Source organism: Hymenobacter metallicola, assembly GCF_004745645.1.
GTDB classification, from domain to species: domain Bacteria; phylum Bacteroidota; class Bacteroidia; order Cytophagales; family Hymenobacteraceae; genus Hymenobacter; species Hymenobacter metallicola.
This window is the reverse complement of record NZ_SRMB01000001.1, coordinates 2,001,871-2,014,545: the sequence shown is the minus strand read 5'-3', so window position 1 is coordinate 2,014,545 and position 12,675 is coordinate 2,001,871. Positions and strand designations below refer to the sequence as shown.

7 protein-coding genes are annotated in these 12,675 nt (G+C 59.0%); 2 read left to right on the top strand and 5 right to left on the bottom strand.

Annotated features, from left to right (window positions below; all coding sequences use genetic code 11):
- Positions 1 to 107: 107 nt before the first annotated feature.
- The 4 genes from E5K02_RS08495 to E5K02_RS08480 form a co-directional block, all read right to left on the bottom strand.
- Positions 108 to 2,552 carry a hypothetical protein gene (locus E5K02_RS08495; protein WP_135393966.1) on the bottom strand — a complete coding sequence of 815 codons (2,445 nt, stop codon included), beginning with the start codon at positions 2,550 to 2,552 and terminating at the stop codon, positions 108 to 110.
- Positions 2,553 to 2,669: 117 nt separating this feature from the next.
- On the bottom strand, positions 2,670 to 5,450 hold the full coding sequence (locus E5K02_RS08490) for a TonB-dependent receptor (protein WP_135393964.1): 2,781 nt from the start codon (positions 5,448 to 5,450) through the stop codon (positions 2,670 to 2,672).
- A gap of 66 nt (positions 5,451 to 5,516) precedes the next feature.
- A complete protein-coding gene (locus tag E5K02_RS08485) occupies positions 5,517 to 6,248 on the bottom strand; it encodes a hypothetical protein (RefSeq protein ID WP_135393962.1) in 732 nt (243 codons plus the stop codon).
- Positions 6,249 to 6,793: 545 nt separating this feature from the next.
- Complete coding sequence (locus E5K02_RS08480) at positions 6,794 to 7,096, bottom strand: hypothetical protein (RefSeq protein WP_135393959.1); 303 nt, start codon at positions 7,094 to 7,096, stop codon at positions 6,794 to 6,796.
- Between the two features lie 144 nt (positions 7,097 to 7,240).
- Here E5K02_RS08480 and E5K02_RS08475 point away from each other — a divergent pair, with 144 nt between their 5' ends.
- Positions 7,241 to 8,680, top strand: coding sequence for a cytochrome P450 (locus E5K02_RS08475; RefSeq protein ID WP_167856325.1), 1,440 nt, complete (start codon positions 7,241 to 7,243; stop codon positions 8,678 to 8,680).
- Positions 8,681 to 8,888: 208 nt separating this feature from the next.
- Here E5K02_RS08475 and E5K02_RS08470 read toward each other — a convergent pair whose 3' ends face one another.
- Positions 8,889 to 10,199, bottom strand: coding sequence for a peroxiredoxin family protein (locus E5K02_RS08470; RefSeq protein WP_135393955.1), 1,311 nt, complete (start codon positions 10,197 to 10,199; stop codon positions 8,889 to 8,891).
- A gap of 160 nt (positions 10,200 to 10,359) precedes the next feature.
- Between E5K02_RS08470 and E5K02_RS08465 the strand changes: the two genes are divergently transcribed.
- The gene (locus E5K02_RS08465; RefSeq protein WP_135393953.1) at positions 10,360 to 12,654 is read left to right on the top strand and encodes an aconitate hydratase; all 2,295 of its coding nucleotides are present in this window, start codon (positions 10,360 to 10,362) and stop codon (positions 12,652 to 12,654) included.
- The last annotated feature ends 21 nt before the right edge of the window (positions 12,655 to 12,675 follow it).

Here is a 12,675-nt window from a genome sequence, read left to right as displayed (position 1 = left end):
GGCCGCCGCTTGGATAGACTACAAGCACAAAGCCCCGGCGCCAGAAGAGGTACCGGGGCTTTTGTTTGGGCTGGGCGGCAGAGCGTCAGTGCAGCCTGTGGGTACTGTTATAGAGCCGGCTTTACTTCTACTACCAGGCTGCTGCTGCCGGCCAGGCCCGTAGCCGACAGGCCCTGAACCATAATCAGGTAGCGGCCCACCTGGTCGGAGGTGAAGAAGCTGAGCTGCTTTTCCAAGGCTTCCTTGCCACCGAGGGCAAGCTGCGGATTCCAGTACAGCAAGCTGCGGTAATCGGGCAGCCGGCTTTGCTTATCCTGGGCGGTTTCGTACTGCGGGGCATAAAATTCGCGCTGCTGCTGCACCCCCTCGTATTCCTGCACCAGGGCGTGCGGGTCGAGCACGAAGCCGGCCAGGTCGCCTTTATACGTGGTATAGCTCACCACGCCGTGGTAGAGCAGGTTGCCCTGGAGGTAGCGGCTGCGGACCACCTCCAGCTTCTGAATCCGCAGCGGATCCATCTGCATGATTTTGTTGGTGTTGAACACGGGGACGCCGTCGAGCAGGACCAGCGGGTCCTCGTCGAAGATAACCCCGTGCGGGTCGTCGTGTACCTGGAAATAGAATTTGCCCTTACGCAGCCGCACCTGCACCCCGGGCACGTATTCGCGCATTACTTCCTCCATCACCCGGAAGCGGGTGTAGTCATCGAGCCGGAATTTTTCGCTCGGGGCTCCGTAGAATGGCACACTGTCGGTCGCTACCGGGGCGTACGTCGCCAGGTTTTTGCGGAAGAACGTGTTTTGGGCCTGCACCCCCACGTGGCGCTGCCGTACGGCCTCGGCTAGGCGGGCCGGCAACCCCACTGGGACCGGGCGCGACTCAGCATATTTGAGCGAGAAAGGGTCAAAAATTTCTATCCGATGGGAGCTGTCCTGTTGGGCGTTGGTTTGAACCACGATTTCCTTGAGGCCCAGCAAGTCCTTGGTTTCAAACTGAATGGTGCCGTCGGCCTTGCTGACCGAGTTGTAGAGCTGAATCCGGCGGCTGGGCGAGGCCAGGTATGCCGCAACATCCTTGGCCGGGGCCCGCGTCAGGCGGTTCGTGACGACCCCACGCACGAGGTGGCCGTTGAGTTCGGGCAGAAACTCGAATTGGCGGGGCTGGTTGGTCAGCACCTCCGTCCAGCGGAAACGGGTCCAGCCGTGGGTCAGCATCAGGTTGTCGGTGGCCTGGCGCACGTCCCGGCTAGTGTCGGGGGCGGTGAAGTAGTAGTCCGGGTTTTCGACGGTGCCGCGCAAATCGGAAGTAAGCCAGGCGTAGCTCAGCAGGGAGGCCGGGGCCGTGGGGCCCGCCAGCGAATCGAGGCGGTACACGGCCAGAGAGAGGTTGGCGGACCCGGCGGCAGCCTCGGTGGCAAGGCGCAGGCCTACTTTTTCCCGGGTGCCATAGGCGGGTTTGTCCGTCGCGACCTGGAGGCGGAGCTGCTCGGTTGGCCGCTTGAAATACAGTCTTTCGCACAACGGCTGCTTCCGCTCATTGAAGATGGTAAAGTGCGTGATGCCCGCGGCCAACTCCGGCTTCCGAACTATGAACACAGCCTTGCCATCCTGCACCACCGCCCTGGCCGAAACGGCCACCTGCTGGCGGGCGTGGCCCAGCAGATAAATAGTCGTTCCGCTACCACCGGCAGCGGCCGTGCTCTGCACCGTCAGCTGGAGTTGGTCGGCGGCAGTTTCCTGGAGCTGCATCACGTAGCCCTGCTCGAACACGGCCGGTAGCCTGCGGCTAAGGGTGGGCTTGCCGGGCAGGCTGACTACGGCTGTATAGGCCGCACCGATTTGCTGAGGCAGCAGCGTGAAGCGGCCCATGCCGAAGCGCAGGGTTTTAAAGCGGGCTACCACTTTGTTTTGCGGGTCGAGCACGACGCCCTGCGCCTCGAGGCTGCGGCCGGCGCTGTCGGTTATCTTGAAGGCTACCGTGCTGCTGAGCCCTTTCACGAGGTTGCCGCCTTCCGGGAAAAACTGCACGTCGTAGCGGGCCGAGTCCTTGCTGGTGCGTAGTCCGGCCGTGGTGAAGGTATTGAGAATGGTGACCGGACTGGTGAAGTAGAAATCGGGGCTGAAGTTCTTCATCCAGCTGGTATAGGCCCGCACCGTATAGTTGCCCGAGGCTACCGAGCTGGGCAGGGCCAAAGAGCCCTGCCCGGTGGCGTTCCGTAGGCTCACCTTGGTTTGCAGCACGGGCTTTTGCTGGGCATCCAGCACTTCCACGTAGGCTATTTTGCTTAGCGGCAACGGCCGGTTGGTAGCCCCGTCGAGGGCGTAAATCTTAAACCACAGCAGCTCCCCACTCACGTACAGGGAGCGGTCCAGGTGCAGGTACAGCTTTTCCTGCAGGGCCTGCTGCCGGTACTGGCTCAGCTGCCGGTTGATGCTGCTCAGCGAGTCGGTCTGCTGAGCCACGGCTGCGGGCTGGCCGAGCAGACCCCAGAGCAGAAGTGCCAGCGCCCAAGAGTAGCCGTGTTGCCGCCCATAAGTAAGGAAATGCTGCATAGTCAGGTAATTCAGAGAAAGTAGTTGTAAACGGAGGAGGGGCGTGATGCAGCCGCTCACAACAAGAGCCGAAATGCTGATACCAACACTAGTCAGGATGCGCATCACTCCGCCGGGTTAAAACTTGAAGTTGTAGGTAACCGTCGGAATGGGCTGGCCGAAGATGGAAAGCTGGTAGCCGTTGATGCGGCCTTTCTCAGACTTGAAATAGATGGAGAAAGGGTTTTTGCGGCCCGTCAGGTTGTAGACGCCCAGCGTCCAGGAGCCGTGGGCCAGCTTCTTGACCTTGTGGTTGCCCTCGATGTTGAAGGCCAGATCGGCCCGGTAATAGTCGGGTACGCGGTAGGCATTGCGCTCCGAATAATACACGCGCGTCGAGCTGCCAATGTTGTACTTGGCTAGGGGCAGCGTAATGGGGCGGCCGGTGCTGTAGGTCAGGTTCAGGGAAGAGCTGATGCGGCGGCTAAACCGGTAGTTGCCAATCATGGTGAAGTCGTGGGGCCGGTCAAAATTGCTGGGGTAGTACTTGCCCCCGTTAATCATGTCGGAGGTGGTGCCCGAATTGACCTGCAGCAGGGAGCGGGAGTAGGTGTAGCTCACCCAGCCGTTGACCTTACCCGTCAGTTTTTTCACCATCACCTCTACCCCGTAGGCGTGGCCGTGGGCGTTTACGACATCGGTTTCAATATGGTGGTTGAGCAGAATGGTGGCCCCGCTCTTGTAGTCCACGAAGTCCTTGATATCCTTGTAATACGCTTCTACCGATGTCTCAATGGTATTGGACTTGAAGTTGCGGTAGTAGCCCAGGGCCACCTGGTCGCCGATTTGGGGGCGGATGTGCGTGTCGCTCAGCTTCCAGATATCGGTCGGCGACATCGAGGTCGTGTTCGACAGCATGTGAATGTACTGGCGGGTGCGGTTGTAGCTGGCCTTCACCGAGGAGTTGTCCGACAAGGCATATTTCAACGACACGCGGTACTCAGGGCCGTGGTAGGTTTTGGTGATTTGCCCGGGCTTGTAGGAAACGGTGTCGATGATGGTATTCACCGTCTTGGACACGCTCGGTATATACTGATACACCTCCTTCGGCCCCAGGGAGTTGTAGAGCGAGTAGCGCAGGCCCAAAGACACGGAGAAGCGCGGCGTCACGTCGATTCGGTCGGAGATATACAGGGCGCTTTCCAGGCCTTGCTCGTCGCCCAGAATATCGGGTTTTATCAACGACTCGTTGCCCACGGGGCGCAGGCTGCCGGGCTCAATTCCGTAGAGGATGCTGCTGGCCCCAAACTCCAGCGTGTGCTTGTTATTAAGGAAATAGTTGAAGTCGGCTTTCAGGCTCGATTGGTTGATCTGATACCGCAGCTCCGAGGCGTTGACGGGGTTTTTCTCACTCGATACCTGGTAGGCATAGCGGCTGTAGGCCCCCGACAAAACGCCGTAGAACTTGTTGCTGAAGATGTGGTTCCATTTCAGGCTGGCCGCTTGGTTGGCGTAGCGATACACCGTGTCGGTGCTGAGCTTAAACCGGTCATTGCTGACATACGCCATGGCATACAGCGTATTCTTGTCGTTGATGGTGTGGCTGACGTTGAGGTTGAAATCGTAGAACGAGGCCGAGCTTTGCTTGTAGGTTTTGCTCGGCAGCTGGTGCAGAATCCAGTCGGAATAGCTCAGGCGGCCGCCCAGAATAAATGAGGTCCGGTCTTTCAGAATGGGGCCTTCCAGGGTGAAGCGGCTGGTCAGGGGCCCGATGCCGCCCGAGCCGCTGAGTTTCTTCTTGTTGCCTTCCCGGGTGGTAATGTCCAGCACCGACGACAACCGGCCGCCGTACTTGGCCGGAATGGCGCTTTTGTACAACTCGACGCCCTTCAGAATATCCGGATTGAAGGCCGAGAAGAAGCCGAATAGGTGCGACGGATTGTAGATAATGGCGTCGTTAAACAAAATCAGGTTCTGGTCGGCGGCGCCCCCGCGCACGTTGAGGCCCGTGCTGCCTTCGCCCACCGACTTCACGCCCGGCAGCGTCAGGACGACCCGCAGAATGTCGGTTTCGCCGAAGGCGCTGGGCACTTGCCGCATGGTCTTGATGTCGAGCTTCTCCAGGCCCATCTGCATGCCGGCCACGTTCTTGTCCTTCTCGGCCTCAATGATTACCTCCCGCAGCGGGGTAATATCTTCTTCTACTTCGATTTCCAGCTTGCCGTCCTCATACAAAGCCACCTGGCGCTTGGTGTTCTTGATACCGATGCCCCGAATCTTGATGTCGTGGCGGCCCACGGGCAGGGTCAGGGAATAGTAGCCAAACTGGTCGGTGGTGGTGCCAATGGCCGGCGACTCGATAAACAGCGCGGCGCCCACCACGGGCTCCCCGGTTTTATTGTCGCGCAAGTGGCCCGCCAGGGTGGCTTTGGCCTTACCCGCCGCGCCTTTGTTGACCCCGATCTTATACAACTTCAGCTCGGACGTACTCGCGAAACGGTTTTTGTCCTCTATAGCCTCCGTCGGAGTCGTTTCCTCGGCCGTCGCTACTGTTTCGGCCTGGTCGGTTTTGAAAAAGTCGGTGGGCAGCTCCGTCGACAGGGGTTTGCCCGGCGTAATGTAGACGCGCTGCGCATTATCGGTGGCAAATTTCAGGTTGGTCTTTTCCAGCGCCTGGGCCAGGGCCGCGGGCACGGGCGTCTGGTTGAGCTGCAGGTTCACCTGCACACTATCAATCGTGGCCGGGTCGAAGTAGAAGCGGTAGGTGGTTTTGCTTTCTATTTCCCCAATAAAACGACTCAGGGGCGTGTTGGTGAACGAGCCACTTATCGTTTGCTCGGCCGGCGCGTTCTGGCCGTACAAAGCCGGGCTGCAAACAACGAGTAGCACTAATAAAAAGGTGCGGTAGAGGTAGCTCATTAGGATACTGAAAGGAGAGCAGGGTAGAGGGTAATCAAGCGGGCCGTACGGGCGTAATTGCGCTTTTTACAGGGTATGGTAGTATTTCGCCAGCTCCAGCAGGGAGGCTTCCCGGGCCGCGGCCTTAAAGCTCAGCTTGTGCTCGGCAATATATTTTTGCAGTTCTTTTTTGCGGTCGGGCAGCAGCTTAAGCAAGTCGCCTTTGGCCGTAATGGGGTAGTAAGCGCCATCTTTTTTAGCGAAGACCTTATCCTTTTCCGAAAACTTGGCTTCGGTGCCCAGGGTGGTGGCCCGCTCCTGCACCACTTTGTAGCGCTTTACCAGCAGTTGCAACCGGTCATTGAAAATCTGGTCGTAAAACCCGGGCTTCATCTCCGAGTCCGAAGGCAGCTCGGCCCCGACCCAGACAAAGGTGTGCCCGTCCAGGCTGAAGCTGTTGACCTTCTCGCGAATCAGCTTGATCAGCAGCGGGCTGGTAGCGTGCTTGATTACAACCTGGTCGTTGACGATGTCATAGCGTATGGGTATGGCTTCGTACGTGTAGCCATCGTAGGTAATGGCAGCCGGGCGGGCCTCGTCCGAGGCAAAAAACTGGTGCCCCCGGGCCGTGTGGTATTTCTGAATAAAGTTGAGGTACTCCGGCCCGTTGAACAGCTGGGCTTCATTGCCTAGGGTGCTGGTGTAGAGCTGCTGGGCATAGGCCAGCGCCGGCGACGCGGTAGTTTGGGCGTAGCAGCCGAATCCGCTGAATAGGCACAGCCAAAGCCCGGCAGGGCAGAGTATATTTTTTGTCAACATTGCGCTAGTAAGACACCCCCTTGCGAGGCTGCCGATTAAGGAAACCCTGAATAATAGACCGCCGCTGCCCCGGGAAAATACTCGGCCCAAACGCACGTATAATTACTGACACCAGCCGAGGGAAAATGGCTGCATGGGGCAAAATAGTGACATTTTACCAAAGTTGTATACAATGGCAACCTTGCTAAGTAGCCCTGCGCTATTCTGCAAAGACAACCTTGCCTGGTCAGCTAAAGTAAGAAACCGTGATTTGTGCTTAAGTAACTATTTGATAAATAGAGTTTTGGCCTTTTTGGAAAAAGCATAGCTCGCAGCAGGCAGCCGCCAAGGGAAATGTCGTGCCGAGGCGCTGCTGACGAAAAGCGGAGCCATGTCAAATTGCATATTTTATTGTTTTTACGCTGATTAATCGGTAGATATTGAGAGGCTAAGGCTGTTTGTAGCGGTATTATTGAGGACTTTATAAAAAAGTAAGCCCACCCACCTGGCTAGGTGAGTGGGCTTAGGCAACCGCTTGGTGAAGCGGCCGGAAAAGCAACTATTCGTTAAACCTTCACTTGGTAGGCCACGCTTTCGGGCTTCACGTCCGATACGTCGAACAGCACGCCGTCGAAAGTGCTTTTCACGGTAATTTCGTGGGTCATGTCGCAGCCGGGGCACTTAATTTCTTCTTTCTCGAATTGGCCGTCGTCTTCCGTGGAATTGGCCAGATGATCGGGGGCCGGCACACCAATCAGGTCGGTAAAGACCTCGGTCTGACAGTGGTTACACTCAAATTTGAGTCCCACGGTGCGCCCTTGCAGATCATCGAGAGGTGCTGGGGTATTAGGTTGCTGCTGAATCCACATAGGAGAAGGGGTTTGGTTTGGAAAGAGTCGGAACAGATGAGAGCGTCGAGTAAGGCCGCGCCCTTGCTAGCTTACGAGGTCATTCTTAAAAAAGATAAACCTGGGTTCCTGGCACACTCGCCATGAGCAGGTTACTTTTGAATCTTGCCCGCTGTTAGACGCGTATTCATGGTCGATTCTGCTTTTCCCGCTGTGTCCTTGCCCCGGGTGCCCCGCTGGCAGTCCCTTCTCCGCTCGTTTGCCCTGGCCAAAGACCCGCTGCCCATTCTGGACAGCTCGCTGGAGCGGTTCGGCGACACCGTGCAGCTGTTCATTGGCGGCGTGCAGCCTTCTATTCTGACCCGGGACCCGGGCCTGATTCAGCATATTCTGCAGAAAAACCACCGCAACTATGCCAAGTCGAAGTTTACCCAGGGCTTCTCCCGCTACATCGGCCACGGGCTGCTGACCAATGAAGGCGCCGACTGGCTGCGGCAGCGCCGCCTGATTCAGCCGGGCTTTCACCGCCAGCGCGTAGCCGGGCTGACGACGCTGATGCAGGAAATTATAGCCGAAACCCTGGCGCCCCTGCAGGCCCAGGCCGCGGCCAGTGGCGGAGTGACAACGGTAGCAGCCCACGAGCTGATGACCGAGCTGACGTTCCGCATTATTGCCCGCTCGGTCTTCAGCACCAATTTTGCCGCCGCCGAGCTAGACCACGTAGCACGCCTGATTACCGAAATCCAGGCTTTCTATGTGCGCACCATTCGGCAGCCCTATCTGAATCCGTGGTTTCGGCTGCGGGGTCAGTTTCGCTACCACGACCAGCTTACCACCGAGCTCCGCACGTTGCTGGCCGGCTATATTGCCCGCCGCCGCGCGGCCAACGAAGCCCCGGCGGCCCCCGCGCCGCCCGACGACCTGCTGCAGATGCTGCTCGACGTGCGCTACGAAGACACGGGCCTGCCCATGACCGACGAGCAGGTACTCGATGAAGCCCTGATTCTGCTCATTGCCGGCCACGAAACCAGCGCCAACGCCCTAACCTGGCTGCTGCTCCTGTTGGGGCAGCACCCCACCGAAGCCGAAGCCATCCGGGCGGAAACGGCGGCGGTAGTGGCCGGCCGCCGTACGGGGCAGGAGCAGGCAGCCTTTGCCTTCGAGGAATTACCCCGCCTGAGCCGCGCCCTGTACGCGGTGCAGGAAGCCATGCGCCTCTACCCGCCCGCCTGGATGGTGGACCGCGTGGCCCTGGCCGACGACAACTATCAGGGCCTACGTATTCCTAAGGGCACCCTGTTTTCGCTCTATATCTACGGTTTGCACCACGCGCCCCGGCATTGGCAGCAGCCCGCCGAGTTTCGGCCCCTGCGGTTTGCGCCGGGCCAGCCGGCCCTGGCGCCCGGCGCCTACCTGCCCTTCGGCGGCGGCCCCCGCCTGTGCATCGGCATGCAGTTTGCCCTCACCGAAATGCAGCTCGTGACCCTGGAGCTGCTGCGGTATTTTGCAGTAGAATTACCTGCCGGCCAGCCAGCCATTCCCACCCAGCCCCTGATTACGCTACGGCCTAAAGGGGACTTTCCAGTGCGGTTAAAGCTGCGCTAAAGCAAACCTGTCATGGCGAGCGAAGCGCGGCCATCCGTCCGCTGAAATGTGCTAAGCCTTCTAAATGTGAAAAGCCCTTTATCGAACCAACGATAAAGGGCTTTCTGGGTAAAGGAAGTGTCTGCCTTCGCAGAGGACGGATTGCTTCGGCCTTCAGCCTCGCAATGACACGGGGAAAAAGCATTAGCACATTCTCCACATCAGAAAACTACTCCTTCAGCAGCATATCCACCGTCTTGTTGAAGTCGGCAATTTCTTCCTGGTAGTACTTGCCGGTGCCGGGGCCGGAGAAGCCCGTGTGAATCTTGCGCACTTCCCCTTTCTTATCCAGGAAAATCGTGGTAGGGAAGGCTAGTACGCTCTGCAGCTGCGGCAGCGACTTGGCGGCGGCGTCCTTGTCGGCAATGCCGGCCACGGCCAGGTCGTAGCCCACGTTCATGCGCTGCTTCATCTTGAGCAGCTTCTGCGAGGCCAGGGTTTGGTCGGGTGTCCGCTCGTAGCCCAGGCCGATAATTTCCACCCCGCGGCTCTTGTTCTTTTCGTACCAAGGGGCCAGGAAGTTGGTTTCGTCCATGCAGTTGGGGCACCACGAACCCAGAATCTGGATGATAACCACTTTGCCTTTGTACTTGGGGTCGGCCGGGGAGATGCTGCCGCCCTCATAGATGCTGGGAAATTTGAAGTCGAGCTTTTTCTGGCCGGGCTTCATGCCGGTTAGCGAGTTGGCGTCGGGCAGCTTGGCGTTGGGGTCTTTCACGGCCGTCCAGGTTTCGTGGCCGCTTTTGCCGGAGTAGAAGTGGCCGCTGATGGACGTGGCATTGGTATCCGTCTCGTTGGGATTTTTGCCCGTGAACAGAAAGCCGTGGCTGCCGTCAAAGGTGGAGAGCTTCAACTCGTTGCCGTCCACTTGGCCGGCCAGGTAACGGTAGTCGCCGGTGCTGGTCAGGAAAGTACCGGTGATATTCTGCCCGTCCTGCTTGAAAACACCCACGGCCGGGTAGGTTTCCCCGTCGTCTCCTTTGAAGGTCACTTTCCAGGTGCCGTCAAAGGACAGGATTTTGCGGTCGGCCATCACCGGGAACAGGGGCTCGGCGCCTTTGGTGGCCCGGAAAGTTACCCGGTAGGGTTCCTTGGCGTCGTATTTTACCCAGGCGCCTTTCAGTTTATCGGCCCCATCGGCCCGCACCACCAGGGCCGCGTCAAATACGCCCAGCCGGATAGTTGTCGAGTCGCCGGCCGTAGTGATTTCGTCGAGCGTGAGGCGCTCCTCGCCGTTACGTAGCGTCACGGTGGGTTTGCCGCCGGTCTGGGCTACGTCGAACAGAAAGGGGATTTCCTGGCCCTGGGCCGTCAGCACACCCCGCCAAGTCCCGTCGGAGAGGGCCGCCGCACCAGCACCAGCGGCAGCCGAGCCGGCGCCGTCCGCTGCTTCAGGTTTCGAATTGGACTGGCAAGCACCCAATGCTAAAGCGAGGCTAAAACTGGCGGCGGCAGCGCGAAAAGAAATAGGAAGGGACATAGAAAGTAGAAAAAGGAATTCGGCCCAAAACTACCAACGGGCCGACTTGGTTTTAAAGATAGGCGGCTAAGATAAATTTTGGGTAGCGCAACGACTGCCGCCTATATTTGCGTACCTGCTCTTCGGAGCCTTACCTATTTCACTTTTTTCCTTCCTGACTATGGCGTTTGACTTAGAAATGATTCAGGCCGTGTATGCCGGTATGGGCCAGCGGATTGAAGCTGCTCGCACCGCTGTTGGCCGCCCGCTCACGCTGACCGAGAAAATCCTGTATTCGCACTTGTATGGCGGTACCGTGTCTCAGGCTTTCGAGCGGGGCGTTTCCTACGTCGATTTTGCCCCCGACCGTGTCGCAATGCAGGACGCCACCGCCCAGATGGCGCTGCTGCAGTTTATGCAAGCCGGCAAGGCCCAGGCGGCCGTGCCCAGCACCGTGCACTGCGACCACCTCATCCAGGCCCGCGATGGTGCCAATGAGGACTTGGCCGTGGCCAACGACGAAAACCGCGAAGTATATGACTTCCTGGCTTCGGTTTCCAATAAGTACGGCATCGGCTTCTGGAAGCCCGGCGCCGGTATTATTCACCAGGTGGTGCTCGAAAACTACGCCTTCCCCGGCGGCATGATGATCGGCACCGACTCCCACACGCCCAACGCCGGCGGTCTGGGCATGGTCGCCATCGGCGTCGGTGGCGCTGACGCCGTGGACGTAATGGCGGGCATGGCCTGGGAGCTGAAGTTTCCCAAGGTTATCGGCGTGAAGCTGACCGGCAAGCTCAACGGCTGGACGGCTCCCAAAGACGTAATCCTGAAAGTAGCCGGTATCCTGACCGTAAAAGGCGGCACCGGCGCTATCGTTGAATACTTCGGCGAAGGTGCCGAAAATATGTCGGCTACCGGCAAAGCTACCATCTGCAACATGGGCGCGGAAATCGGGGCTACGACTTCGGTATTCAGCTATGATGAGAAGATGGCTGAGTACCTGCGCGGCACCGAGCGGGCTCAGGTAGCCGATCTGGCCAACGGCGTACGGGAGCACCTGCGCGCCGACGACGAAGTGTATGCCAACCCCGAAGCTTACTACGATCAGCTGATCGAAATCAACCTCTCCGAGCTGGAGCCCCACGTGAACGGTCCGTTCACGCCGGACGCCGCTTGGCCCATTTCGCAGTTCGCTGCCGCCGTGCGCGAGCATGGCTGGCCCGAGAAGCTGGAAGTAGGTCTGATTGGCTCGTGCACGAACTCCTCGTACGAGGACATCACCCGCGCGGCTTCCATTGCCGAGCAAGCTGTAACCAAAGGCCTGACCGTAAATGCTGAGTTCACCGTAACGCCCGGCTCGGAGCTGGTGCGCTACACCGTGGAGCGCGACGGTCTGCTCGACACCTTCGCCCAGATGGGCGGCGTGGTGCTGGCCAACGCCTGCGGTCCGTGCATCGGCCAGTGGGCCCGCCACACCGACGACCCCAAGCGCCGCAACTCGATTATCACCTCGTTCAACCGCAACTTCGCCAAGCGCAACGACGGCAACCCGAACACCCACGCTTTCGTGGCCTCGCCCGAAATCGTAACGGCCTTCGCCATTGCCGGTGACTTGACCTTCAACCCCCTCGTTGACACGCTGACTACCAAAGATGGGCAGCAAGTGAAGCTCGACGAGCCTCGCGGGGTGGAAATGCCGCCCCAGGGCTACGCCGTGGAAGATGCCGGCTACCAGGCTCCCGCCGCCGATGGCTCGGGCGTGCAGGTACTGGTTGACCCCGCTTCCGACCGTCTGGAGCTGCTCGAGGCCTTCAAGCCCTGGGAAGGTACCGACCTGATGGGCTTGCGTCTGCTGATTAAAGCCCAGGGCAAGTGCACCACCGACCACATTTCGATGGCCGGCCCCTGGCTGAAATACCGCGGCCACCTCGACAACATCTCGAACAACATGCTCATCGGCGCTACCAACGCTTTCAACGGTGAAGCCAACAAGGTTCGGGACTTCGTGTCGCAGGGTGATTCGTACAACACGGTGCCGCAGGTAGCCCGTAACTACAAGTCGATGGGTATCGGCACGGTAGTCGTGGGTGACGAAAACTACGGCGAAGGCTCCTCGCGGGAGCATGCCGCCATGGAACCCCGCCACCTGGGCGTTCGGGCCGTTATCGTGAAGAGCTTTGCTCGTATCCACGAAACCAACCTGAAAAAGCAGGGTATGCTGGCGCTGACGTTTGCCAACAAGGCTGATTACGACCTGATCGAGGAAGGCGACACCATCGACATCATCGGTCTGACTTCGTTTGCGCCCGGTCAGCCCCTGCAGGCCCGTCTGCACCACACCGACGGCGACACCGACCTGATCTATCTGAACCACACCTACAACCAGGGTCAGATTGAGTGGTTCAAAGCTGGCTCGGCCCTGAACCTGATCCGCCTGAAAGAGTCGGGTGAGGCGCAGTTGTCGCAGAAGTAATTCCGAATAATCTCTAAGAAA

Bases quoted from the DNA above. Each gene is read 5' to 3' on its own strand.
- E5K02_RS08495 (WP_135393966.1), bottom strand. From the start codon at position 2,552: ATGCAGCATTTCCTTACTTATGGGCGGCAACACGGCTACTCTTGGGCG.
- E5K02_RS08490 (WP_135393964.1), bottom strand. From the start codon at position 5,450: ATGAGCTACCTCTACCGCACCTTTTTATTAGTGCTACTCGTTGTTTGC.
- E5K02_RS08485 (WP_135393962.1), bottom strand. From the start codon at position 6,248: ATGTTGACAAAAAATATACTCTGCCCTGCCGGGCTTTGGCTGTGCCTA.
- E5K02_RS08480 (WP_135393959.1), bottom strand. From the start codon at position 7,096: ATGTGGATTCAGCAGCAACCTAATACCCCAGCACCTCTCGATGATCTG.
- E5K02_RS08470 (WP_135393955.1), bottom strand. From the start codon at position 10,199: ATGTCCCTTCCTATTTCTTTTCGCGCTGCCGCCGCCAGTTTTAGCCTC.
- E5K02_RS08465 (WP_135393953.1), top strand. From the start codon at position 10,360: ATGGCGTTTGACTTAGAAATGATTCAGGCCGTGTATGCCGGTATGGGC.